Origin of the sequence: Paenibacillus catalpae, from assembly GCF_900112695.1 — a bacterium.
GTDB classification, from domain to species: domain Bacteria; phylum Bacillota; class Bacilli; order Paenibacillales; family Paenibacillaceae; genus Pristimantibacillus; species Pristimantibacillus catalpae.
Genome location: NZ_FOMT01000002.1, coordinates 177319 through 202397, shown reverse-complemented (window position 1 = coordinate 202397; position 25079 = coordinate 177319). Strand labels below are relative to the sequence as shown.

At 52.9% G+C, this 25079-nt stretch carries 27 protein-coding genes; 5 read left to right on the top strand and 22 right to left on the bottom strand.

Annotated elements, in window-relative coordinates:
* Positions 1-24: 24 nt before the first annotated feature.
* The 12 genes from thiD to BM200_RS08580 form a co-directional block, all read right to left on the bottom strand.
* Positions 25-852, bottom strand: coding sequence for a bifunctional hydroxymethylpyrimidine kinase/phosphomethylpyrimidine kinase (thiD, locus tag BM200_RS08635; RefSeq protein WP_091183991.1), 828 nt, complete (start codon positions 850-852; stop codon positions 25-27).
* A gap of 141 nt (positions 853-993) precedes the next feature.
* Positions 994-2100 carry a glycine oxidase ThiO gene (gene thiO / locus BM200_RS08630; RefSeq protein WP_091183988.1) on the bottom strand — a complete coding sequence of 369 codons (1107 nt, stop codon included), beginning with the start codon at positions 2098-2100 and terminating at the stop codon, positions 994-996.
* Positions 2101-2134: 34 nt separating this feature from the next.
* Positions 2135-2914 (bottom strand): thiazole synthase, encoded by a 780-nt coding sequence (locus BM200_RS08625; protein ID WP_091183986.1) that lies wholly within the window; start codon positions 2912-2914, stop codon positions 2135-2137.
* Positions 2915-2921: 7 nt separating this feature from the next.
* A complete protein-coding gene (gene thiS / locus BM200_RS08620) occupies positions 2922-3119 on the bottom strand; it encodes a sulfur carrier protein ThiS (protein WP_091186191.1) in 198 nt (65 codons plus the stop codon).
* The gene (gene thiE / locus BM200_RS08615) at positions 3103-3747 is read right to left on the bottom strand and encodes a thiamine phosphate synthase (protein WP_091183983.1); all 645 of its coding nucleotides are present in this window, start codon (positions 3745-3747) and stop codon (positions 3103-3105) included. The genes thiS and thiE overlap by 17 nt, the downstream gene beginning before the upstream one ends.
* A 22-nt stretch (positions 3748-3769) precedes the next feature.
* Positions 3770-4792 (bottom strand): thiazole biosynthesis adenylyltransferase ThiF, encoded by a 1023-nt coding sequence (locus BM200_RS08610; protein WP_091183981.1) that lies wholly within the window; start codon positions 4790-4792, stop codon positions 3770-3772.
* A 91-nt stretch (positions 4793-4883) separates the two neighbouring features.
* Positions 4884-5903: an ABC transporter substrate-binding protein gene (locus BM200_RS08605; protein WP_091183978.1), complete on the bottom strand. Its 1020-nt coding sequence runs from the start codon at positions 5901-5903 to the stop codon at positions 4884-4886.
* A gap of 200 nt (positions 5904-6103) precedes the next feature.
* Positions 6104-6853, bottom strand: coding sequence for an ABC transporter permease (locus BM200_RS08600; RefSeq protein WP_091183975.1), 750 nt, complete (start codon positions 6851-6853; stop codon positions 6104-6106).
* Positions 6850-7674 (bottom strand): ABC transporter ATP-binding protein, encoded by an 825-nt coding sequence (locus BM200_RS08595; protein WP_245772952.1) that lies wholly within the window; start codon positions 7672-7674, stop codon positions 6850-6852. Before BM200_RS08595 ends, BM200_RS08600 begins: the two co-directional genes overlap by 4 nt.
* Positions 7671-8360, bottom strand: a complete 690-nt coding sequence (gene tenA, locus BM200_RS08590) for a thiaminase II (RefSeq protein ID WP_091183971.1) — start codon at positions 8358-8360, stop codon at positions 7671-7673. Before tenA ends, BM200_RS08595 begins: the two co-directional genes overlap by 4 nt.
* Positions 8361-8610: 250 nt before the next feature.
* Complete coding sequence (locus BM200_RS08585) at positions 8611-8787, bottom strand: DUF3934 domain-containing protein (protein ID WP_091183969.1); 177 nt, start codon at positions 8785-8787, stop codon at positions 8611-8613.
* A gap of 96 nt (positions 8788-8883) precedes the next feature.
* On the bottom strand, positions 8884-9486 hold the full coding sequence (locus BM200_RS08580) for a TetR/AcrR family transcriptional regulator (RefSeq protein WP_175532796.1): 603 nt from the start codon (positions 9484-9486) through the stop codon (positions 8884-8886).
* Between the two features lie 151 nt (positions 9487-9637).
* On the opposite strand from BM200_RS08580, the gene BM200_RS08575 reads away from it, so the two are divergent.
* Both BM200_RS08575 and BM200_RS08570 read left to right on the top strand, forming a co-directional pair.
* Complete coding sequence (locus BM200_RS08575) at positions 9638-10543, top strand: ABC transporter ATP-binding protein (RefSeq protein ID WP_091183965.1); 906 nt, start codon at positions 9638-9640, stop codon at positions 10541-10543.
* Positions 10540-11352, top strand: coding sequence for an ABC transporter permease subunit (locus tag BM200_RS08570; RefSeq protein ID WP_091183962.1), 813 nt, complete (start codon positions 10540-10542; stop codon positions 11350-11352). The genes BM200_RS08575 and BM200_RS08570 overlap by 4 nt, the downstream gene beginning before the upstream one ends.
* A 724-nt stretch (positions 11353-12076) precedes the next feature.
* Here the strand turns inward: BM200_RS08570 and BM200_RS08565 are convergent.
* The 4 genes from BM200_RS08565 to speD form a co-directional block, all read right to left on the bottom strand.
* Entirely contained in the window at positions 12077-12619 is a 543-nt protein-coding gene (locus tag BM200_RS08565; RefSeq protein WP_091183961.1) for a hypothetical protein, read from the bottom strand.
* Positions 12603-13196 (bottom strand): P-loop nucleotide/nucleoside kinase family protein, encoded by a 594-nt coding sequence (locus tag BM200_RS08560; RefSeq protein ID WP_091183958.1) that lies wholly within the window; start codon positions 13194-13196, stop codon positions 12603-12605. The genes BM200_RS08565 and BM200_RS08560 overlap by 17 nt, the downstream gene beginning before the upstream one ends.
* Positions 13197-13208: 12 nt before the next feature.
* The gene (locus tag BM200_RS08555; protein ID WP_091183957.1) at positions 13209-13697 is read right to left on the bottom strand and encodes a CYTH domain-containing protein; all 489 of its coding nucleotides are present in this window, start codon (positions 13695-13697) and stop codon (positions 13209-13211) included.
* A gap of 140 nt (positions 13698-13837) precedes the next feature.
* Positions 13838-14647: an adenosylmethionine decarboxylase gene (speD, locus tag BM200_RS08550; RefSeq protein ID WP_091183954.1), complete on the bottom strand. Its 810-nt coding sequence runs from the start codon at positions 14645-14647 to the stop codon at positions 13838-13840.
* 155 nt (positions 14648-14802) lie between these two features.
* Between speD and BM200_RS08545 the strand changes: the two genes are divergently transcribed.
* Positions 14803-15000: a hypothetical protein gene (locus BM200_RS08545; protein ID WP_091183952.1), complete on the top strand. Its 198-nt coding sequence runs from the start codon at positions 14803-14805 to the stop codon at positions 14998-15000.
* Between the two features lie 70 nt (positions 15001-15070).
* Here the strand turns inward: BM200_RS08545 and BM200_RS08540 are convergent, their stop codons facing one another.
* From BM200_RS08540 to BM200_RS08520, 5 genes are all read right to left on the bottom strand, one after another.
* Entirely contained in the window at positions 15071-15442 is a 372-nt protein-coding gene (locus tag BM200_RS08540; RefSeq protein ID WP_091183949.1) for a DUF779 domain-containing protein, read from the bottom strand.
* A gap of 1 nt (position 15443) precedes the next feature.
* On the bottom strand, positions 15444-16964 hold the full coding sequence (gene adh / locus BM200_RS08535) for an aldehyde dehydrogenase (protein WP_091183948.1): 1521 nt from the start codon (positions 16962-16964) through the stop codon (positions 15444-15446).
* 193 nt (positions 16965-17157) lie between these two features.
* Positions 17158-19038 carry a molecular chaperone HtpG gene (htpG, locus tag BM200_RS08530; RefSeq protein WP_091183946.1) on the bottom strand — a complete coding sequence of 627 codons (1881 nt, stop codon included), beginning with the start codon at positions 19036-19038 and terminating at the stop codon, positions 17158-17160.
* Positions 19039-19144: 106 nt separating this feature from the next.
* On the bottom strand, positions 19145-20620 hold the full coding sequence (locus tag BM200_RS08525) for a serine hydrolase domain-containing protein (RefSeq protein WP_245772951.1): 1476 nt from the start codon (positions 20618-20620) through the stop codon (positions 19145-19147).
* A gap of 466 nt (positions 20621-21086) precedes the next feature.
* On the bottom strand, positions 21087-22454 hold the full coding sequence (locus BM200_RS08520) for an MATE family efflux transporter (protein ID WP_091183944.1): 1368 nt from the start codon (positions 22452-22454) through the stop codon (positions 21087-21089).
* 178 nt (positions 22455-22632) lie between these two features.
* Between BM200_RS08520 and BM200_RS08515 the strand changes: the two genes are divergently transcribed.
* Positions 22633-23508 carry a helix-turn-helix transcriptional regulator gene (locus BM200_RS08515; protein ID WP_091183942.1) on the top strand — a complete coding sequence of 292 codons (876 nt, stop codon included), beginning with the start codon at positions 22633-22635 and terminating at the stop codon, positions 23506-23508.
* Positions 23505-23918 carry a cupin domain-containing protein gene (locus tag BM200_RS08510; protein WP_245772950.1) on the top strand — a complete coding sequence of 138 codons (414 nt, stop codon included), beginning with the start codon at positions 23505-23507 and terminating at the stop codon, positions 23916-23918. The genes BM200_RS08515 and BM200_RS08510 overlap by 4 nt, the downstream gene beginning before the upstream one ends.
* 59 nt (positions 23919-23977) lie before the next feature.
* Here the strand turns inward: BM200_RS08510 and BM200_RS08505 are convergent, their stop codons facing one another.
* Positions 23978-25057: a glycoside hydrolase family 172 protein gene (locus BM200_RS08505; protein ID WP_091183940.1), complete on the bottom strand. Its 1080-nt coding sequence runs from the start codon at positions 25055-25057 to the stop codon at positions 23978-23980.
* Positions 25058-25079: the final 22 nt, after the last annotated feature.

Genomic DNA, 25079 nt, shown 5'->3' with positions numbered 1-25079 from the left:
GAAATTAGGACATAACTTGTCCTGCTACCTGGAGACAAGACCTCTCTTGCGATAGGCCCAATGGTTCGTTGGTCCATGCCCGCTGCCGATGATGATGCCATCCTCAATAGCTGCTTGAATATAAGCTTTCGCCTGCTGCACGGCTTCCACGATGCCAAGCCCTTGAGCAAGCCCGGCTGTTAGAGCAGCCGAATAGGTACAGCCGGTTCCATGCGTGCGTGAGGTATCAATCCGCTTGCCCGACAGTTCGGTATAACCGCTGCCTTCGAACAAAAGATCCACTGCCTCATCACCGGCTTCATGACCGCCTTTGATAAGGACATACCGGGTACCAAAGCTGAACAGCTTCTTTGCTGCCTCCAGCTTATCTGCTTTGTTACGAATCGCCATGCCGGTCAGATATTCCGCCTCCGGAATGTTAGGAGTGACAATCATCGTAAGTGGAAGCAGCTTCTTGGTCAGTGACCGAACGGCATCTGCCTGCAAAAGCGATGCGCCGCCCTTTGCGATCATAACGGGGTCAACAACAACCTTGGACCAGCCGAAGTAAGCAATGGCCTCTGCCACTTCCTCGATAATCTCGGCGCTGAACAGCATGCCGGTCTTCAGCGCATCCACTCCGATATCGCTGCCGACAGAGTGAATCTGCTCCTTCACCGCTTCCTTGGCAAGCGGATATACGCCTTGTACGCCAAGCGTATTTTGCGCGGTGATCGCCGTCAGAGCAGACATCCCGTAGGCGCCCAGCTCCTGGAAGGTCTTCAAATCCGCCTGGATACCGGCTCCGCCGCCGCTGTCCGAGCCGGCAATCGTTAATGCCCGTGCGACATGCCTCTTTATGTACTCCGCCATTTCTATTTCACCCCATTTATCGTTTAGTAGGTGAGAAAACCTCTATCGAAGCCTCTCAATGATGTGCGACCGCGTTTAAAGGCAGGTTTTATCGCCAATAAGAATTTTTTCTTCCGACTTGCTCGGAAAATTTATAAATTCTTATGTGGTAAACCGTTCCGGCGCAAACGCCGGCAGCCTGCCGCCCTTATCGATATAGTCGGCGACCACCTGTGCCGTTACCGGGCTGAGCAGAATGCCGTTGCGGTAATGACCGGCCGCCATGACCACGCGGCCTGCGGATTCCTGCAGCGGTCCAAGCAGCGGGAAGCCGTCCTGCGTCGAAGGCCGGAGCCCGGCCCACCGGTGGAACGGCTCCTGCTCCGCCAGAAACGGGAACGCCTGCTTGTTCCATTTGCGCAGCCTTTCAATCCCCCGTTCCGTTACGCTGGTATCAAAGCCTGCCACATCCTCGGAAGCTCCGCAAACAAGCGTGCCGTTTGTTTTCGCAACGAGATAGCCTTGATTACAGAACACCATATGCTGAACCGGTTTCACTTCCGCTTCATACGCACAGATCTGACCGCGGATCGGATACACCGGAATCCGGATGCCAAATACCTCTTCCAGCTCCTGTGCCCATGCGCCGGAGCAGACGACCAGCCTGTCGCCGGTAAAGCTGCGGCCATCCTGCGAAGTAACGATCAGATCGCTGCGCCATTCTTCCACGCTGACCTTGCCAAGCTGCTCATAGATCTGAACGCCGGTTAACCGGCAGGCATGCTCAAGCGCCAGAACGTAGTCCGGCGCGTAGACATGGCTCTCCTCCGGTGTATACAGAGCCGCCTTTACTTCACGGGAGAGCATCGGCTCCTGACGGAACAGCTCATCCCCCTCCAGCACGATGCCGCCGGAGCCATGCTCATTTTGCCAGAGGCGTCTTCCCTCCAGCGCAAGGCGGTCCGCTTCATGATAGGCAATATAGAGACTGCCCGATCCGGTATACTCAAACGCCCGTCCGGACACCTTCCTGACCTCATCCCGCCAGGAAGGATACAGCTCCAGACTTTCCCTGCATAGACGGAAGAAGTCATCCGGCCCTTCCACGTTCTCCGAGTAAGGAGCCAGCATCCCGGCTGCTGCCCCGGAAGCCTGCCCGCCGCAGCGGCCAATCTCCAGAACAATCGCTTGATGACCACGCTTCTGAAGCTCGAAAGCGCAGGAGAGACCAACAACGCCTCCGCCCATAATAACTATTGTTTCTCCCATGGTTAAACCAGCTTTCTATCCCATAGTCGGCGGGTTATTTCACAATAAACTGCTCTTGCCCGCTGCTAGCCGATGCATAACGTTTCTTCGAGATCCGTCCCGACAAATACGAGAGACGGCCCGATTCAATCGCCAGCCTCATGGCCCGGGCCATACCAACCGGGTCCTTCGCCTTCGCGACAGGCGTATTCATCAGTACGCCCGAAACGCCAAGCTCCATCGCTTGTGCCACATCCGCTACGGATCCAAGACCCGCGTCCACGATAATCGGAACCTTCGCTTCCTCGACAATCAGGCCGATATTATACGGGTTCAGAATACCAAGTCCTGTGCCGATAGGGGCGGCGCCAGGCATTACGGCCGCTGCGCCTGCTTCCTCCAGCCTTTTGCACAGAATCGGATCATCTGATGTATAGGGAAGCACCGTGAAGCCTTCCTTCACGAGAATTTCCGTTGCCTTCAGCGTTTCCAGCGGATCCGGCAGCAGCGTACGTTCATTGGCACTGATCTCTACCTTGATCCAGTCGCTAAGCCCGGAAGCCCGCGCCAGCCGTGCGATACGCACGGCTTCCTCGGCTGTGCTCGCACCGGACGTATTCGGCAGGAAACGGAATGACTCCCCTTCTACATGCTGAAGGATGGAATCGTCCTCTGTTGAAGCCAGATTAATCCGGCGAATCGCAAAGGTCAGCACTTCCGCTCCCGATTCGCGGATCGCTTCCTTCTGCACATAAGGGCTCGGGAATAATCCCGTCCCGATAAAAAACCGCGAAGTGAGCTCATGTCCCCCGATATGCCATACATCCTTCTTCATCCTACGCTCAGCCTCCCCCGACAAAATGAACCAGTTCGATCTTCATCAACGGCCTTACTTCCATGTCCAGCCACTGGTCCTTCGTAATAATCTCTCCACCCGCTTCCACAACGACCGGCCGCCCTTCCAAGCCAAAATGATTAATGACATCTTGAATGGTGCGGGCTTCCAGTTCCTTCGCCTCGCCGTTAACGATCAGCTGCATGAGATTCTCCCGCTCCTTCCAGCTTGCGGAGGAAGGCCTGGCAGGTGCCCGCAACATCGGAGCTTCCGACAATTTCGCTTACCGCGCAAATCCGGGTTGCTCCCGCTGCAATTACTTCATCCACGTTGCTGAGCTTGATCCCGCCGATCGCAACAAAAGGAATTTGGATCCGCTGCGCCACCTGCTGTACATACGCAACCGTTACCGGGTCAACGACATCAACCTTTGTTTTTGTCGGGAAAACCGGCCCGACGCCGATATAGTCGGCACCCTGCTCTTCTGCAAGCAGCGCTTCCTCAATCGCATGTGTGGAAATGCCGATAATCTTGTCTCCGACACGCCGCCTTGCTTCTGTGAGCGAGACGTCATTTTGACCAAGATGGACACCGTCGGCGTCTACTTCCAGCGCAATGTCGATGTAATCGTTCACGATAAACGTCACGCCGTACTTCCAAGTCAGCTCGCGCAGCTCCTTCGCCTTGCGCAGCACCTCATCCGGGCTGCTGTCTTTGTCCCGCAGCTGGATGATGTCCACACCGCCCTTGATCGCTTCCTCCATCACTTCCAGCATGTCGCGGCCCGGATGGAATTGTTCTCCCGTTATCGCATACAGACGAAACTCCTTCATCCTGCTCTCATCTCCTCTATGTTTAATAACCGATATATCTAGCGTACAGTGTCTTGGCGCGGACAATATCCTCTGTCCCCTGCACAAGCACCCTGCCGTCAGGGAACAACACAAGCCGTTCGCCTTCCGGCAGCTCCGCCTTAAGCAAGTATGCGTTCAGCTCTACCTTCGCTGCAGCAGGTTCCAGCCGTTTGCGCCATTGCCCCAGATCCAGCGGTCCGTGTCCGCTGATCTGAACGGTGCTGCGTCCGCATAAAGACACCGTCTGATCCGTTTCCGTCATCTGCAGCGCCGGATATTCCTTCAGCTGGCAGCAAGGGCATTCCTTCGCCGCTTCACCCAGCTTCATTTCGTAATAGTAGTTGCTCCATAGATCAAAGGTAACCAGACTGCTGCGTCTGGCCCCCTCTGCTTCAACCAAATATTTTAGCGCCTCTACCGCCTGGTAGGAGGCGACAATATCAACTACAGGCGCAATAACGCCAATCGTATCGCAGGTTTGGCCGCCGCTGTCAGCCGAAGGGAGGAAGCAGCGCAGGCATGGCGTTTTGCCCGGCACCAGAATAGCGCTCATGCCGCGCGAGCTGACGGCTCCCCCGTACGTGAACGGAATACCTCGGCGGAAGCAGGCATCGTTCAGCAGGAACCGGGTCTGGAAGTTATCCGTACCGTCCAGCACGAGATCCATTCCTTCCAGCAAATCATCAATGTTGTGGACGGTGACATCGGCTACAATCGCCTCGATCTGCACATCGGAATTAATCCGGCGAAGCTTGCGCTCGGCGGCAATTGCTTTTGGATAGCCCTCGCGCACATCGTCCTCGTCGTACAGCATCTGGCGCTGCAGATTGCTTTTCTCCACGTAATCCCGGTCTACAATGCGGACCCGTCCGACACCCGCCCGGACCATATGATTGGCCAGGACGGTGCCAAGCGCACCCATTCCGATGACACATACCGAGCTTTCGCTCAGCTTTTGCTGACCTTGCTCACCGATTGGCGCAAACAGCATTTGTCTTGAATATCTCTCCAGTCTCTCATCCATCTGCCAAACCTCCTAAAAAGAATTGACACACAAATGGCCTCTTTAAGGCCATTGTGGCGATTCTTACTTCGTAAGCGTCAACCAATATTGCCTACAAATTGCGGAAAGCATCCGCCGCCTTCACCGGCTTCTTGATCTGACCATGCTCCGTCAGCCAGCTGATCACCTTGTTCCAGGAATCTTCCGACTGACTGCCAAACGGCCCCTTGCCCGCATCCATCAGGGGAAGCAGAATATCCAGGCTTTGCTTCTCGATATCCGCATCCAGCGGGAAGTCGGTGCTCTGCTTATCGAGCAGGAGCTTCAGCGCTTCATCCGGATGGCTTGCGGTATACGCCTGACCTTTGGCCGCGGCAGCGAGGAACCGTTTGATCGCATCGCTTCTGCTGTCCAGCCCTTTCTCGCTTGCCGTCAGCACCAGCTCGTAATAATCCGGAACGCCATAATCTGCCGGGTTAAACGCGGTAAGCTTCTCGCCTTCTTTCTCCAGCAGCAGCTTCTCATGATTGATATAGCCCCCGATAATACCGTCAACGCGGTTCGTCGTCATGGCCGGTATCAAATCCCAGCCGATATCGACATAATCTAATTTCGACGAATCCCCTCCATCCGCCTCCACCATCGTGTTAACAAGTGCTTCATCAAGTGGAACGGACGGATAGCCGACTTTTTTGCCGACAAGATCCTTAGGGCTCTTAATGCCAGAAGCCTCCGGGACAAACAGCTGATTGAGCGGATGACGGACAAGCGCTCCAACGGACACAACCGGAATCTCCTCCGAACGCGCGACCGCGACTTGCATTTGGTAGCTGATAGCCAGATCGGCTTTGCCCGTAGCGACCAGCTTCAGGGCGTCATTCGTATCGGCCGGCGTCTGGAGCTTAACCTTAAGTCCTTCTTCTTCAAAATACCCCTGCTCCTCCGCCGCGTACAAAAACGTATGTACCGCATTCGGATACCAATCCAGTAATACGATTAACTCTTCCGCCTTTTGCGCAGTGTTGCTTCCGGAACCGCTGTTGTCCTTCTCCGAAGAACAAGCCGACAGAAGTAATGTGAATGCCAGCCCTACGGCTATTCCTGATTTAGAAAATTTATTAGTCCATAACATAAGTATAACTTCCTCCTCAAAAGAATTGCTTATCATTTGGCTAATACTTAGCCATTTTGGCGATTCTTGCTTCGTAAGCATTTGCTTAAAGAATTGCTTATCATTTGGCTAATACTTAGCCATTTTGGCGATTCTTGCTTCGTAAGCATTTGCTTAAAGAATTGCCTTTCATATGGCTAATACTTAGCCATATGAATCATCTAATTTTGACGGCGCCCAAGCACCAGTCTCTCTATGAATTGTGCTGCAACAAACAAGGCAATTCCCATTAGCGACAGCAGCAGCACTCCCGCGAAAACATCATCGCCGCGAAGCATATTCGCCGCCCGCTTCGTATATACGCCAAGCCCCGATTCCCCCCCAAGCCACTCCCCAAGCGTCGCGCCGCCCACGCTGATGGCGGCTGCCATCTTAAGTCCGGTGAAGAAGGACGGCAGCGCGGATGGGATTTTCCACTTGAGAAACAACTGCGCTTTGCCTGCCCCCATGGAGCGAAGCAGTTCTCCAATCTCGCGATCGGCCGTACGGAAGCCGTCCGCCGTATTTACCGCAACCGGGAAAAACGTAAATAGGATAACGACTGCAATCTTGCTTCCGATCTCATAGCCGAACCACATCACCATAATCGGTGACAGTGCGATAATCGGAACGGTCTGCGAAGCTACAATTAACGGATAAATCGTTTTGCGCGCAAGACTCGAGCTGTCGATCCAGATCGCTGATAATACTCCGAAAATAACCGAGAAAGCGAGACCAAGCAGCGCTTCCCACAGCGTCAGGGCAAAATGCTTGCCCAGAAGCGCCGCGTGCTGTTCCAGTGCGGCAAAAACATCCGAAAGCCGTGGGATAATATACGGCGGAATATCAAATACACGCGTTCCAAGCTCCCAGCATAATGCCAGCAATAGAATGAACAGGAGAATCGGCAGCTTCTCCTTCAGCATCTTCATAATACGCCTCCCCCTTCCCCAGAGGGAGCAATCCGTCCCAGCTGCCTTAGCAATTGGCGCTTCAAATAAACGAACCGCTCATCCAGCGTGGTCTCATAATCACGTGGACGGGGCAAATCAACTTCGAGCGGCTCCAGCCTCGTAATCGGCCTGGATGCGGCAACAAGCACCTGATCCGAGAGCAGCAGCGCTTCGTCAATATCATGCGTGATGAACAGGATCGTCTTCCGGTGCTTCTCCCACACCTGCAGCAACCACTGCTGCATGCTCACCCGGGTCATCGCATCCAGCGCGCTGAACGGTTCGTCGAGCAGAAGCAGATCCCCGCCGGCGAGCAAGGAGCGGAGAAAGGATACTCTCTGCCGCATTCCTCCGGACAGCTCATGCGGATACTTAGCTTCCGTGCCTGCAAGTCCAAGCTCCGGCAGCAGCTCCAGCACCCTGCGCCTTGCTTCGCGCTTCGACACGCCGGCGAGCTCAAGTCCAATGGCGGCGTTATCCAGCACCGTCCGCCAAGGCATCAGGCAGTCCCGCTGCGGCATATAGCCAATGGTGCGGCGGCCGGCGCCCTGCTCTTGATGAACAAGACCGGCTGAGGCTGTCTTGATCGTGCCGGAATCCGGCTGGAGCAGGCCGGCGAGCAGACGGAACAAGGTTGTTTTGCCCATGCCGCTTGCGGCTACAATACTGACGAATTGACCCTGAGGCACTTCCAGATCAAGCCCTTCGAACAGCGGCTCTTCACCATCAAAGCGGTACGTTAAGCCTTGCACCGATAAGCCCGCTCGCGGCGGCTCCGCGGTTACATGCTGCCTGCTCACACGGGCCACTCTTCCTCTCTGTAGGCCATATCCCAGAACATATACTCAAGCTTGGATGCCATGATGAAATGCTGCTCGAGCTTAACCAGTTCCGGCTCCGGCAAGCCTTCCGCCAATTGATCCATGATACCAATGCACCAGTCGGTTAACTCCCCAAACTCCTCAGAGCTGTACATCAGAATCCAGTCGCGGTAGAGCGGATGATCAAGCGCGCCAGGCACGTCCGCGAACAAGACGCCAATCTCCCGGTAGCTCCACATGCATGGCAGTACGGCTGCCGCAACCTCTGCGAGGGAGCCATGCGCGGCAACATCAAGTAGATATTTGGTATAAGCAATTGTGGTAGGCGACGGCTCGGCACTCTCCAGCTCTTCCCGCGAGACGCCAAATCTCTCGGCATATTGACGGTGCAGTCCCATCTCCACGTTAAGAATGGAATGGCACAGCTCGGAGAACTTCCCCATCGTAAGGAGGTCATTTGCCTTAATGCTGCCGTAAGCGAACATTCTGGCATAATCGATTAAGTAGACGTAGTCTTGTTTGAGGTAATAAATAAACTTTGCGGGATCCAGCGTCCCTGCCTTCAGCTCTTCCAGAAAAGGATGACGGTGACTTTGTTCCCAGATATCCTTCGAGCTTTCGTACAATCTCCCGGTAAACTTGCCGGTTTGGGTTTGTGTCTTCATTATTTCTTGTCACTCCTTCGTTTTAGTAACCTTAGGTAACTAAACGCGAGGGCGTTCGAACAACAGAAAAAGCCATTCGAGAATACACGAATGGCGACAATTCGATCGGTTCTCTACGCCAGCATTACCTGGTTCAGATTAACGGTCAGACAAACAAGTTGCCTATCTCAGCCGGACTTGATCCAGCACCCGCACGCATTATGCAATTACACTCACTATAACGGATCTGTGAATATTAGGCAATAACCTATTATTCTCCGCCTCCGGCTCCACCGTTGCCTTTAGCCGCGTCCTTCTTGTCTGCACCGGCCTTTGGCCCCTTGCTGAATACACGCTTCGCGCTCTTCTTCTGTGCTGCTTTATCCCAGCGGCTCCAGCCCTTCTTGCCCGTTCCTTGCCCGATGCCGCTCTTCTTCGCTTTCGTCAATCGATACAGCTCCCTTGTTATCTCTAATACGGTGTATTGTACCAATAGCCGGGGCGTAATAGCAATTATTACGTTGCTGTTGGTATCCCTTGCAGCTTAAGACCCGGGCTCAATCCCGCAGACGCCGTAGAAGAACAAGTGAAGAAACTCTTCGAAAAATTGCTCTCCCTTCCCGCTTTGCTGCGCCTGCTCCAGCAGCTTTTGGGATTGCGATACAAACATATTCACATAGGTCAGGATCATCTCGGTGGATACTTTATCCGATATTTGCCCTTTCCGTTTGCATTCTTCTATAAATGCAAGCATGAGAGGCATGGCTCTCTGCTGCGTGACCTCGTCGATATATTTGGCAAACTCCGGATCCCCGCTCATCATCTGTTGAATGAATTCCGGCGAGAATCTGCGGAAGGCTTCCTTATCGGCAAGGACCACATACTGAACGAACTGCTGGAACGTGGGACCTTGGCTCATAAAAACCTCAAAGTCATCCACATGCTCCGATACATATTGCATGAAGACATCCCGGATAAGATCCTCCTTGCTGCCAAAATAGTTATAGATCGTCACCTGCGATACTCCTGCTTCGGAAGCAATGTCGGCGATGCGGATATTTTTAGGCTCGCAGGTTTGCAGCATATTGAAAACGGCAGCTCTGATCTTGGCTTTGAGCTGCTCGGCTCTTTTTTCAAATCCGTTCATGTTACCCTCCGGCTCTTGTATGAATTTAATGAAATTATACCACATAAATATTTCATAACCCATTGACTTCTCCTTTGACCGAGCCTATCATAATTATGAAATCATGAACTATATATATTTCATATTTATTTCGAAAAGAGGTGCGGTCAGCATGCTGGTCGTAGACGGTTTAACGAAGCTTTTTCCTGGCGGAAAAGGGATTTCCGATGTGTCCTTTACCGTCGAGCAAGGTGAAGTGTTTGGCTTTATTGGACCTAACGGTGCCGGGAAATCCACGACGATCCGCCATATTATGGGTTTCATGAAGCCCGACCGCGGGAGCGCGTCCATTAAAGGGCTTGATACGTGGAAGCAGCAGGGCATCGTGCAGAAGCTGGTCGGTTATTTGCCGGGGGAAATTGCTTTTATCGAAGGTATGACGGGCAAGGAGTTTCTTGATTTTCTGGCCCGTATGCAGCGCGTGGACAGCACGGCCAAGCGTAAGCAGCTGATCGACCGACTCCAGTTCGATGTGACGACCCCGATCCGGAAAATGTCCAAAGGGATGAAGCAAAAGGTCGGCATTGTCGCCGCATTTATGCACAGCCCGGAGCTGATTATTCTGGATGAGCCGACCTCCGGCCTAGATCCGCTTATGCAGCAGCTGTTCATTGAGCTTGTGGTGGAGGAGAAAGCCCGGGGGACCACTTTTCTTATGTCCTCACACAGCTTTCCCGAGATTGAGAGGACCTGTGACCGCGCCGCCATTATTAAGGACGGCCGTCTGGTGGCGACGAACAATATTCATGAGCTGCAATCGATGCAGCGGAAGCTGGTTGTGATCGTGTTCGAGCATTCGGAGGATGCAGAGGCGTTTGTGCGTGACGGCCATGTGCCGGTCGAGTCTCATGACGGAAGAAACGTCATAGTCGCCGTACAGGGCAATTATAACGAGCTGATTCATGAAGCTGCGAAATATAAGGTGCGCAGCCTGGATATTACCGCGCAAAATCTCGAGGACGTCTTCATGCAGTATTACGATCGGAACGATGCCGGGAAAGGGGCTGTTGCCGGATGAACCTCGCATTGTTCAAGCAAATGATGAAGATTCATGCGAAGGGCATGAGCAATTACGCCTTTGGATCAGCGTTCTATATTCTGCTTATGTTCTGGCTGTATCCCGGCATTGCGGATAATACGGGAGCCCTTAACGAGCTGCTTAAATCAATGCCCGAGGGGCTCGTAAATGCCTTCAATATTCAAGGCGGCTTTGGCAGTATGGAAGCTTTTATCTCCGGCGAATATTACGGGCTGATATTGCCCCTGCTTCTGTCCATATTCAGCATTATGCTGTCGACCGGGCTGATGGCCCGTTTGGTGGATCAAGGCTCAATGTCCTATCTGTTGTCAACGCCAACAACCCGCAGGCAGGTTGCGGTTACACAAGCAAGCGTACTGTCCACAGGATTGTTGCTCATTATTCTGGTGACAACAGGTGCCGGCCTGCTCGGATATGTCTGGTTTATCGGGGAAAAGTTTGCATTCAACGGAGCGAGATACATCGAGATGAACGTGGTGGCCTGGATGCTGTTCATCGCGGCAAGCGGCATCACGTTCCTTATCTCTTCGGTTATGAATGATGAGAAGAAGGCGCTTGGTACCTCCGGGTTTATCATCATCGGGATGTTCGCTTTCGATATGCTCGGCAAAATCAGCGGCAGCGTCGAATGGCTGAGGTACGGCTCGATCTTCTCGCTCTACCGGCCAAGCGATATCGCTGCAGGCAGCGGGGATCCGCTGCTCGCCTCGCTGGTGCTGCTCGCGATTGGCCTCGCCTGCTTCGCCTCAGGCATTATCGCCTTCAGCAAGCGCGATCTGCCGCTGTAGGGGCGGCTTGGCCGGGTATGGCCTGCGGTTGCCCGCATTCCGCGGCACCATCCGCAGCCCGAGGTTGCTGCCACCCGGGGTGAGGTCACTAGTTCGGCCTCTCCCCCGGTTTCGCCGTTAAGGTCCCAGAGGGAGGTTAACGGTTTTCTTTTACACGTGCGCGGTAGGTAAAGGTCCCTCAGAGACCTTAACCCATTGAAAATAGCCTCTAGCCGCGCAGTTTCGGGCATTTTGCGTGTATTTAAGGTCCATGAGGGACCTTAAAGCCTTTCTTATTGCATTCGTGGGGCAGGTTCAGGCCCCTCAGGGATCTTAACCTCTTGAAAATAGCCTCTAGCCGCGGAGTTTCGGGCATTCTGCGAGTACTTAAGGTCCCTCAGGGACCTTAAAGACTTTCTTTTCGCCCTCGTGGGGCAGGTTAAGGTCCCTCAGGGATCTTAACCTCGCTAGTTAGAGTTGCTTCCGTCCGCACCAACAGCAATCCAGGAGCCCAATAAGACACTAGCAGGGTCTTATCTCGCCGCCTCTTCCACCATTCCGCCCGTCCACACTACTTCCGCTATCGGATAAGACCCTGCCAAGGTCTTATTCCCCTTCATTCCAGCTACATATACCATTTAGGACCCTGCTAGGGTCTTATCGAGGGGTCCGCCATCTTAAGATATGCCGGATTCACCCGTCAAACGCTAATAAGACCCTCACAGGGTCTTATCTTCTGCCAGCTTTAAATATGCTCCAGCGCTTCAAGCGTCAGCAGCATATGCTCGAGCAGCTCGGGCAAATCATTCATTTGCTCCTCGTCAATGCGGCGGTTGAAGCGGAGCTCGACCGTATCCCGGCATCCGCAGTTGCCGCGCTCCACGCCATATACAAAAAGGAGTGTCTGGGTGACCGACAGCTCCGTCCCCCACAGTTCGCGCACTGCTGCTTCGATTCGCGGGCACTCCGCCTCCACGTCCCCCACCGTCAGATGGAACAACAGTCGTAGACTGCAGCCCGGCGGATCGCCCTCTTGCAGCTCCAGCAGCTCGGTTGCCAGGTCACGAAGCGAGCTATCCAGCTTGATCTCGCCTATAATCCGCTTCGCCCGATCCTCGCCGGCCAGCACAAACTGCAGCGCAAACTCACGGGACATAACCGCCATATCGAGCCGGTCTGCGCGATTCACAACCCGTACTCGTTCATCTAGGTTGTCCAAATCGTATAGCTGGTTCTCCAAGGCAACCTTTAAATTATCATATATCGTTGGATCAAATAACATCGCCATACACGAACCTTTCCAAACGCTCCAGCGCCGCTTCGTCAAAAGCCCGGGAGTTGTCATAGTACAATACCGACGATTCAGGCAGCTCCCAAGCTAGCGCCCTTCGCCCAAGCGAGCGGCTAAAGGAATCCCAATGTCCCAGCTTATATTGATCCGTCGCCAGCCCTCGCTGCTCGATCCGGCTATAATGAAGGCTATCATCCTGCAAATAAACAATAATCGCCTTCACATCCACATCATGCAGAGTAGCGCCAATCGAGGCCAGTTCCTGCACGATCCAGGCCGGATCGCTTGTTTCTTTCGTGAACGGGCCAATAACGAAGGCATCCGTGCCTACGTCGATATTTTCAAGCGCTGCGTCCATCGTCATCCGGTAGCCCAGATCCCGGCACAGCAGCTTATACTCTTCCGAGTCGCGGTCGTACGGATCAAGTCCGGCAATTGTCATAATCTGAACGGCAGCAGGCCGCAGGAGCGTGTCCATATCAAATACAGCCGCGCCGCGCTTACGGGCGAGCGACTTGGCCAGCGTTGTTTTCCCCGCCCCCGCGCCGCCAACGAAAAACACAAGCTTCCGCATCTCTTCCGCCTCCTACTTCTGCTGCAGCTGCTTCCAGACGGTCTTGTTGCTGTATTCCTTCGAGCTGCTGATGTCCTCGCCGAACCAGTCCGGTGCGACAAACGCATTGGCCGCTTCTTCGGAGTCGAACTCGACCTCAAGCACGGTCAACTGAATCTGGTCGTAAATATCGATCTCGATCACGACACCGTTCCAGTCCGCCGTGATCCGGTTTTTCGTCAGGGCAACCGCTCCAAACGCCTTCACAACCTGCTCGTACAGCCCCGCATTAATCGAGTATTCCACTTCCTCGCGTTTAATGCCGAAGCCTTTCTTGAACGTGTGCGTATACGTCACTTCCCCGCTGCCCACATCCGTAATCCGGCGCACGCGCAGCTCCTGATCGGCCTCCAATGCCAAGTAAGTCTGTTCGATCCGCTGCTCCGAGCGCACCTGAATACGGTCTCCGATAGACTCATAAGGTACCGCCAGAAGAAATTTCCGTTCGATCTCTATTGCCATAAATGGTTCTCCCCCCAAAAAAATGAATTTGCTTAATCATACCACAAGGCGAAACGGAACTTATATCAGGGCTTGGAATTTAATCGGCCGATTGAACGCGCCAAAAAACCGGGAGAAGCCTGTTCCCCCGGTCTCTAACCTCATTTAATATTTTTCCCGTAAAAGATCTCATACATCTCGTCCTTCAGCCGCTCCGTAATCTCCATCTGCTCGTCCATGCTCAGCTTGTCCTTCGTATAACCGAACAGGTAGTTATTGAGGTCGAATTCCCGCAGCTTGCATTTGGTGTGGAAAATATTTTCCTGATACACGTTCACGTCAATCATGTCATATTGATCGATCACTTCATCCGGAATATAGTTCTGGATCGAGTTGATATCATGGTCGATAAACAGCTTGTTGCCGCTAATATCCCTTGTAAAACCCCTCACCCGGTAATCAATCGTCATAATGTCCGTATCAAACGAATGAATCAAATAATTAAGCGCCTTGAGCGGCGAAATCTCTCCGCAGGTGGCAACGTCGATATCTGCACGGAATGTACTGATTCCTTCGCTCGGATGATATTCGGGATACGTATGAACGGTAATATGGCTTTTGTCGAGCTGGAGCACAACATTGTCCGGAAGCGGCCCCGGCGACTCGTCATACGTCGATTCGTTCGGCACCTCAACAATGGGTCCTTCCGAGACGAGGATCGTTACGCTGGCACCCTGCGGTACATAATCCTGCTTCGCAATATTCAGCACGTGCGCGCCGATGATATCGGCTACCTGCTTCAAAATTTTCGTCAGGCGATCCGAATTGTACTGTTCATCGATGTAGGCAATGTAAGCCTCGCGCTCTTCCTTCGTCTTCGTAAAGCAGATATCGTACATATTGAAGCTAAGCGACTTCGTCAAATTATTAAAGCCATGCAGCGTAATCCGCTGCTCGGGCGTAAACTTCATCTTGAATCCCCCCGTTCCTAACTCTTCCACTACTATTACCCATTTTTCCGGGGCTGATTCAAATTATGGCAATAATCTCATGAAGCCGGATGTGGCGAGATAAGCCCTTTATGGTATACTGCTTCAATAACAAGTGCAATGGAGGGCCAGCAAGAATGAAAATTTATGTGGTTGTCTCGTTCACGGAAGACGGGATGGAAAATGTATATGTCGGCGATGACGAGGAAAGAGTGCTCGCGCTGAAGGCGGAGGATTTCGAGAACTGCGATGCGCTGTTCGTCGAGATTTGGGAAGACGGCGAGAAGACCGATGATTACCGCGTCGGCGCATACAGCGAGGAATTAGAGAACTAATCTCTTCTTCCGGGCGTGAAAAAGGTCTCTGCAGTGCCTGGTGAAGGCAAAGCGGAGACCTTTTTCTCTCTTACAGGAGACCTAAGCTGCGCAGCTCCTCCGAAGTAAAGACGCGGGATCTCGTCAGGAATCTTAAGCCTTCCGGCCCTTCCAGCGAGAACATTCCGCCCCTCCCGGGGACAACGTCGATGATGAGCTGCGTATTTTTCCAATACTCGTATTGCGCCCTGCTCATATAGAAGGGAGCTCCGCCAATCTCGCCAAGCCTTACATCCTGATCACCGATCAGGAACTCGCCTAGCGGAAAGCACATCGGGGAGCTGCCATCGCAACAACCGCCCGATTGATGAAACATCACGTCGCCATGCTTCGCCCGAAGCTTCCCGATCAATTCAAGCGCGCTGTTTGTGGCAAGCACCTTCAGCACAGATTCCGCTGCCATATTAGAAAAAGCCTAGCGCATCAGGGCTGTAGCTGACGAGCAGGTTTTTCGTCTGCTGGTAATGCGACAGCATCATCTTATGATTCTCGCGACCGACGCCGGACATTTTGTAGCCGCCAAATGCGGCATGTGCCGGATAAGCATGGTAGCAGTTCGTCCAGACGCGCCCTGCTTCGATCTGTCTGCCCATGCGGAAGGCCGCATTAATGTCCCGTGTCCAGACTCCTGCTCCAAGACCGTACAACGTATCATTAGCGATCGCGAGCGCCTCTTCCTGTGAACGGAACGTCGTGACCGCAACAACCGGCCCAAAGATCTCTTCCTGGAAAATGCGCATGCTGTTGTCTCCGCGAAGCACCGTCGGCTGAATATAGTAGCCTTGCGCAATATCGCCCGAAAGCGCGGCGCGTCCCCCGCCAATCAAACATTCGGCGCCTTCCTGGCGGCCAATGTCGATGTAGCTTAATATTTTCTCCATCTGCTCGGTAGAGACCTGCGCACCAATCATGGTATCCGTGTCGAGCGGATTGCCCTGCTTAATGGATGCGACACGCCGCAGCGCCTTCTCCATAAAGCTGTCGTAGATCGACTCCTGAATAAGCGCGCGTGACGGGCATGTACATACCTCCCCCTGGTTCAGCGCAAACAGCGTAAAGCCTTCGAGCGCTTTGTCGAAGAGAGCATCGTCCTTCGCCATAATGTCCTCGAAGAAGATGTTTGGCGATTTGCCGCCCAGCTCCAGGGTCACAGGAATGAGGTTCTGCGAGGCATATTGCATAATGAGGCGGCCGGTTGTTGTTTCGCCTGTGAAGGCGATTTTCGCAATCCGATTGCTTGATGCCAATGGTTTGCCCGCTTCCAGACCAAAACCGTTTACGATATTCACTACGCCGGCAGGCAGCAAATCTTCGATCAGTTCCATTAACACGCAGATGGAGGCAGGTGTCTGCTCAGCCGGCTTCAAGACGACGCAGTTGCCGGCCGCAAGCGCGGGCGCAAGCTTCCACGTTGCCATCAGCAGCGGGAAATTCCAAGGAATGATCTGGCCAACGACGCCTAGCGGCTCATGATAATGGTAAGCGACCGTATCGTTGTCGAGCTGGCTGAGCGACCCTTCCTGCGCGCGGATACAGCCTGCAAAATACCGGAAGTGATCGATGGCAAGCGGCAGGTCCGCTGCGTGACATTCACGGATCGGCTTGCCGTTATCCCAGGTCTCCGCAACGGCTAGCAGCTCCAGATTGCTCTCGATCCGGTCGGCAATCTTGTTCAGGATATTGGCGCGCTCCGCCGCCGATGTCCGTCCCCAGGCGGCTTTTGCCGCATGCGCCGCGTCAAGCGCGAGCTCAATATCCTCCGATGTCGAACGGGCCACCTCGCAGAATGCGGCGTTGTTCACCGGAGAAACATTTTCGAAATATTGGCCTTGTGTTGGGGGCGTCCACCTTCCCCCTATGTAGTTGTCGTACCTCTTCTTAAACGTAATCTTCGAATCCTGCTTGCCCGGCTCAGCATAAATCATTGGCTAACCATCTCCCTTTTTGAAAAGTAGCTTGCTAGCGTTATTTGATAGATTCAGAGACGCCGTTTCACGAAAACGCTACCATAGTGATACAAGCTTATGTGTGGCAGGTTCATGTTAGAACGAAATGCAAAAAAGCCGGCCAAAGGAATGTCCCTTTGGCCGGCTTCCGCTGCTTTTGCTCAGGCGGCGGTTACACCATGATCTTGCAAATATCGTTCGTAAACTCTACCGGATCCTGCACCGTCAAGCCTTCGATAAGAAGTGCCTGGTTGTACAGAAGGTTCGTATAGAGATTCAGCTTTGTTTTATCGCTTGCGTAAGCGTCCTTCAGCGCCTTGAACACGTCATGGTTCACGTTGATCTCCAGCACTTTGTCCGCTTTCACGTCCTGGCCGTTAGGCATCGCCTTCAGCACCTTCTCCATCTCGATCGTCACTTCGCCTTCGGACGACAGGCAGACCGGATGGGATTTCAGACGTTTCGAAGCTTTGACGCCCGTTACTTTGTCGCCAAGGAATTCCTTCATGGAAGTGAACAGGTCCTTGTTCTCGTTTACTTCTTCTTCCGTCTGCTTGTCGGCTTCGTCTGCCTCGATGCCCAGATCGCCGCTCGACACGTTCTTGAACGATTTATCTTTGTACGTATTGATCATCTTGATCGCGAACTCGTCGATGTCGTCCGTGAAGTAGAGCAGCTCATAGCCTTTGTCCGTTACAATCTCGGCTTGAGGCAGCTTCTCCAGACGGTCGATCGACTCGCCTGATGCGTAGTAAATGAACTTCTGGTCTTCCGGCATACGCGATACGTATTCATCAAGCGTAACCTGCTTCTTCTCCTTCGAAGAGTAGAACAGAAGAAGATCCTGCAGCGTATCCTTGTTGGCGCCGTAGTCGTTGTATACGCCAAACTTCAGTTGACGGCCAAACGACGTGTAGAAGCTTTCGTACTTCTCGCGCTCATCCTTCAGGAGGCTTTGCAGCGTACTCTTGATCTTGTTCTTGATGTTCTTCGCGATAAGCTGCAATTGACGGTCATGCTGGAGCAGTTCCCGGGAAATGTTAAGCGACAGATCCTCGGAATCGACCATCCCTTTGACGAAGCCAAAATAGTCCGGAAGCAGGTCGCCGCATTTGTCCATAATGAGGACGCCGTTCGAGTAAAGCTCCAGGCCTTTCTCGAATTCCTTCGTGTAATAATCGAATGGCGTATTCTCCGGAATAAAGAGAATCGCGTTATAAACCACCGCGCCGTCCGCACTGATATGGAGATGCTTAAGCGGCTTGTCGAAGCCGTAGCGCTTCTCGAAGTAGAAGTTGTCGTAGTCTTCCTGCGTCAGCTCGCTTTTATTTTTCCGCCAGATCGGCACCATGCTGTTAACGGTTTGTTCCTCTTGATATTCCTCGAACTCGCCTTCGCTGCCTTCCTTCGGACGCTGGCCCTTCATATCCATCTTGATCGGGTAACGGATGAAATCGGAATATTTCTTGATGATGGCTCTCAGGCGGTACTCTTCCAGGAACTCATCGTAGTTGTCGTCTTCGGTGTTTGGCTTGATCGTCATGATGATGTCCGTGCCGACCGTTCCTTTGTCCGCAGTGGAGATGGTGTAGCCGTCCGCGCCTTCCGACTCCCATTTGAACGCCTCGTCAGCGCCCAGTGCGCGGCTGATGACTTCAACTTTGTCCGCGACCATAAACGCAGAGTAGAAGCCCACGCCAAACTGGCCGATAATGTTATGGCCGTCCTTCGCTTCGTTCTCCTTCTTGAACGCGAGCGATCCGCTCTTCGCAATAACGCCGAGGTTGTTCTCCAGCTCCTCCTGCGTCATGCCAATCCCCGTGTCTGACAGGGTCAGCGTGCGGTTAGCCTTATCGACGGTTACCTTTATGTAATAGCTCTCCTTGTTAAATACCAGTTGATCATCAGTCAGTGCTTTGTAGTAGATTTTATCAATCGCATCGCTGGCATTCGAGATAAGCTCTCTTAAGAAAATTTCGCGCTGCGTATAAATGGAGTTGATCATCATCTCCAGCAGCCGTTTCGATTCCGCTTTGAACTGTTGCTTTTCCATTCGTGTGATGTTCTCCTTCCAATATCGTAATGAGTATGTTAGCACTCTCTAAGTTAGAGTGCTAATCCTTGCTTTAACTATATAATATCGGGATTTTGAGTGTCAACTACGATACAGAAAATGACTGCGGAATAAGTGCACCGTGAGCTGTAAAATTCGGGATGTTAAGCGACACATTGATGTGGAACTGAAGCTCCAGCGTCTTGTCGAGGAAAACCAACCGATAAGTGACGACATAAGGCGTCTCTATATAGTAGAGCGTGAGTTTCAGCTGATGGCTGGTCTCCCAAGTCGCATAAGCAATTACGGTCTGCTCGTGATCGGACAAGTCTTTGGTGAAAAGAGATTTAGACAGGAATGGCTTTGAAAAAGAGAACTGCAGCCTCTTATTCCGCCGACTGTCCCTGTAGATAAACTGGAGTTCTGTCTGGCGTTCGTTTGCTCCCTCCATAAATGCGAGTTCCCGGAGCCCGTGGGCGTTATCCGACAGGCTGTATCTCCGGTTAGGCAGATGGATACCGGGATCACTCGATAGTGGATGAGCTGATGGCAGGTACAGCTTGGTCATTCGGCTAAGTTGGTGTTGAAGGGACTTGGGTTCGGATTCTGATATAGCTGTCTCCTCTATCTCCAGCCGGTCCAAGAGATGCTCGTAGATGAGATCAAGCATGATCTGCAGCTCACGCATACTGCGGAAGCTTGCCGTCATCGCAATAACGATCTTCTCCTTCGGAGCGACAAAACACATTTGACCAAAAGAGCCGTCACCCCGGTAACAGCCCCGGCGGCACATATGAAACTGATAGCCGTAGCCTTGCATGGAGTCGATTTTTCCGGCGTTGGCCATGCGGTTATCGCTTTGCTCGGCTGTCGCAAGCGCGAGGTATCGCTCCGAGACGATCCTTTTGCCCTCATAGATCCCGTTATCGAGCAGCATCAATCCAAACTTCGCTACACTTTCCGTCGTAAGACTCAGCCCCATTCCCCCGGCGGTTACGCCTAACGGACAGGTCTCCCATTCAGGTCTTGGTATGCTAAGAGGCTCGAACAAAGACGGCATCAGAAAATCCACGAGCGACTGCCCCGTCACCCGCTCTATTATAGCCGACAGCATATAAGTAGAATGCGTACTGTACAGGTAATGAGTTCCTGGCTCCAGTGCCACTTCCTGGGCAAGGAAGGCGGCGGCCCAATCCTGCTCCGCCTCAACCGCAGCATAGATATTATAGTCATGGCCTGCGGTCATGGAGAGCAGATGACGGATCTTCATTCGGGCGAGCTTCGGCGATACGACATCCGGCATCTTATCCGGAAAATACAGAATGACCGGATCATCGAGATCAAGCAACCCCTTGTCCCAGGCGATGCCGACGGCAATCGACGTGAAGCTTTTGCTTAAGGAATAGAGCAGCTGCGGAATCTCCTTACGGTAAAGCTCCCGCCAAAACTCAGCAGTCACTTTCCCGTCCTGCAGCAGCATAAAGCTGTTTAGATGCAGTTCACGCTGCTCGATTTGGCCGAACAGGTCATAGAGTGCCCGGGAGGACAAGCCGTGATTTTCCGGGTAATCTGATGGCAGCAAATGGAAACCCCCTATTCTAGTGAAAAGCCGTTACCGTCATAACCAACATTGAATTCATCGGCATAACGCGGCTTTAATGATCCTCTACAGGTTCTTCATAAATAACTCTTATACTTCAATCAACTGCTTCCATATTCCTCTAATTTCCAGATTGAAAAGACCAGCACTTCTAGAGTGGATTTTGTCCAACCTGATTGCTTGTTTACCCGATAATGGAAATCTCAGATTGGATTCCATCCAATGAAATTACTGTATAAAGTTCAGCTTGAACGGCTGCGCGCCAATTGGGTTGGATCAATTCCAACGTGGCAAGGTTACGCGGGCATTACAGCGTAATTTAACTGTACGTTTTCCAACGTACGCCAAGCTGGTTACCCGAACGCAGAACAACAGCCAACTGATCTCTAGGAAAGCCGTTACAACAAAAAGCCACTCCCGCAGGAATGGCTTTATTGCACCTTTCTATCTACAGCGCCCGTATCGCAGAAGCAGGCTCGGCCTGCTGCCGGGGAAGCTTGCGGCGGCGGATCCAGCGGGTTCCAACGAGGACGGCACGGAATAATTCATCGAGCAGCAAGCCGACCAGTACGCCCATGATCCCCATATCAAGCACAACGCCAAACACATAAGCGCCGCCCGTGGCGAAGATCCACATCCCCAGCACGCTGCTCAGTGCAACAAATCTGGCTTCTCCGATCGCCGTCAAGGACTGGATGAACGAATACGTCCATGTCCGCATTGGCTGCCAAATCATACACCAGAGAAACAGCGGCAGCAGGATGCCGGTAATGTCCTTATCGGAAGTAAACCAACCGATCGTTGTATTTCCGAACATGTATAGCAGTACGGCAAGCACAAACGTTGGGACCATTCCGATCGCAGCAGCCCGGTAAGGAGCCCGGTAAACCTCGTCATACCGCCTCCCGCCATACAGCTGGCCGCATTGAATCTGTACCGCCATTCCGATCGAATTGCCTATCAGCCAAGGCAGCTGCTGGATAATGTTAAAGTAGGAGAAGGCCGCGAGCTGGGCTGCTCCCATCGATGAGACGATCGCAAGCGTAACAATCTGGGAATATCCCCAGGATGCCGCATTCCCCAGATTCGGCAGGCCTATGCCGATCATCTCCTTCAGCAGCGGACGGTCAAACCCGCGCCAATCGCTCCGCTGAAATGGGCTCGGGAAGGAACGGAGCAGCAGCCATACCCCAACGATAACCGCAAGCAGGCGGCTGATAATCGTTGAGAGGCCAATCCCCTCAATCCCCATCTGCGGAAAACCAAGCTCGCCAAATATAAATACATAGTTCAGCAAGACGTGAACCACGTTCATTCCGACAGCGATCATCATTGGACCACGTGTATTGCCAGTATTACGGATCATTACGGTCAGCATCATATTTAGCTCCGTCAGGATCGAGCAGCCGCCGATAAACGTCATATAAGTGGTCGCCTGCGGCACCACTTCGGCTGGCGTACCCATCAGATGTACAATCGTACCCGAGCCAAAAGCAAACAGCAGGCTGACAACCACGCCGCCGATTAGCCCAACCTTGATCGCCATAGCCGCCGCGCGTCTTGCGGTATGCGGGTCGCCCGCTCCCCATCGGCGCGCAATAACGATCCCTGCCCCTCCGTTAATCAATACAAAGATCGTAAGCAGGGAACGCATGACCTGATTGGATACTCCTACGGCCGACACCGCATTGTCCCCTAAGCGGCTGACCATCAGGGAATCTACAGTGCCCATGAGAAATTGTAAAATCAACTCGATGGCAATCGGCCAAGCGAGTGCGTATAACGTGATCGGTCTGTCCTTATTTAAGTCGGTCATAGATGTTAACTGCCTCCCAGCCCTGTTTAAACGATTTTGCTTCAAACCATCCGATATCCCCAACGGCAAATAAGTGTGATAACATAAATCAATATAGAGCTTTCGCTTATCAATGTCTTAATACTTCTTGTTATTTATTATCCCGATCTTGCTAATCTGATTGCCGGAGGCAGCTGCTATGCGAAGAGAATTATGGGAAAATACCCTCATGACCGATCCGGCTCTGCCGATTAATGTGTTTCACCCGACCTTCGGAATTGGGTGTTCGCTGCGTCTGCACTGGCATGAGCATTTCGAGCTGATCTACGTCGAGAGCGGTGAAGTGCTCTACCAAATCGGGGGACGGCCGTTCCCGACCAAGCCCGGCGACATGCTGTTCGTCAACAGCGGCGAGCTCCATTCTGCCACCTCTCTCTATCCGAATGAACCGTTCACGGTGTACGCTTTGGTGTTTAATCCGTCCATACTTGGTCTCAAGGAACCGCATATCGTCGATCTGGTCGCCCCTTATACAAACGGCATGTCCATGATCGCGAGCCGGATTGAGCAGACAGACCCTTGGTATCCGCTTTTGAAACAGACAACCATGCAGCTGGCAGCAGAATTCGAGCAGAAGCGCTATGGTTACGAGCTTGCGGTCCGGTCGTATTGCCAGCTGCTCTTCACCTGGCTAAGCCGAGAATTTACCGTGATGCAGCGCAGCGATTCGGAGATGAACGCTTTTCGCGTGAAGATGGACCGGTTCAAGGAGCTGCTCACCCGTTTGGAGTCAGATATTGCCGAACGTGTAACCGTGGAGCAGGCCGCATCGCTCGTTCATATGAGCCCGTATCATTTTTGCCGGATGTTCAAGAAGGTGACTGGCCAAACGTTTGTGCAATACCTGAATCTTAACCGGATTAATAAAGCGGAATATTTGTTGAAGAATACATCCATGAGCGTCACGGAGATTGCCGCCGAGATCGGCTGCAGCAGCATTAACAGCTTCTCGAAGCTGTTCCGCCAATTACGCGGCTTATCTCCGCGTGATCTTCGAAAGGGGCAATCGATATGAATAAGGCTATAACTTCACCATTAGCGGGACACCTGCTTGCAACGGAAGGGGCGAACCTGGTCATGGCCGAGTGGATAGCAGAAGGCTGTGCGGAAGGGACGGAGCCTATGCGAATTGCTCCGCTCCATATTCATCGCGAGGATGATGAAGCGTGGTATGTGCTGGAAGGGACGCTTGGCTTCCAAATCGGCGACCAGATCGTGGAGGCGAGTGCCGGCGGAGCCGTAATGGTTCCGCGGGGAACGGCTCATACCTACTGGAATCCGAAGGCTGAGCCTGCACGATATCTCCTGATCATGACAACCCGGATCAACGAGTTAATTCAGGCGATTCATGCTGCATCGGATCGAAGCGCAGAAGGACTGCGGAAGTTATTTGAGCAATATCAATCCGAACTAGTCGATTGGTAAAAGAAAAGGCTGACTTCAATCCCCGATAGCGGGACATGGAAGTCAGCCTGTTTTATGACCTAAATAATCTCCAAATCGTCCATGCTTGGCATTGCCGGATGCGGGGTATGCGGCTCAAGCTGATACCAATACGCAACCGATGCGATATCATCCTGAAGCGGCAAATAACGTCCATGCGAGCGCCAGCCGAGCGCCTGCACCGTTACTTTCAGATCATCCTCGAAGCGGATCGGGTCCATTACATGGAACCGGTACATGCCAAAGCGCTGATTCGCCTTGTACAATCCGTCGGCCTTAATGGCCTGATGCATGCCGAGGAAAGGCGTGGAATACGTCACATACTGCCCGTTCATATCCCAGTTCCAGGCGCCGCCGAAATAATCCTCCGTGCCCGTGCTGCAGATCGTTGGATAGTCCTTGTCGCCATCCATGTAGAACTTCAGCTCGCCCTCTCCCCACCAGTTGTTGCTGTTCACCTGCCAAGCGAGATAAGTGCCTACATAATGCCCTTTACCTTTAATCCCGTCAACAATCGTATGGACATCCTTATATTGAACCGGATTGCTGCGGCGCCACTGAGCGTGGAAATAGGCCATATCGTCAGGAATGTCCGTCAGCGTGTAGTTGATCTGGTAATACAGGAAGGTGGATTCATGCGACAGATTGGTCATCACAATCCGGGCTTTCTTGCGGAAAGGCATCTCCCAATAGCTGTTGAAGCCGCCCGCCGGATTAACCGAGATTGGCAGCGCGTTAACTAACGCACGTTCTCCCCAGCCGTTGCAGAAGAAATCGCCAACCGGCACGCAGACGGACGGATCCTCTTCTTCATCCCAATATATCTGGAAGATAAGCGATCTGACCGCTTGATGAGGGCAAGTCAGCCATATATTCTGAATGACGCCGGGGCCGTCAATGACCCCCATCGTAAACTCTTCATGCCCTTCGATCTTGACGGAAGGGGATACCTTCCAGCCTACGCCGAGGTCACGAGCCGCATGGGCGCCCGTTCCCTCTGAAGCCATGGCGCCTTTGCCCTTCTCGCCTGTGAAATTTTCCGGTGAGATTGATCTCGTTACTGCGTTAGATACCCGTGCCAAATTGCCAAGTCCCATGCCTAATCCGTTAAAAGCGTTCATGTATCAGCTGCCTCCTGAAATA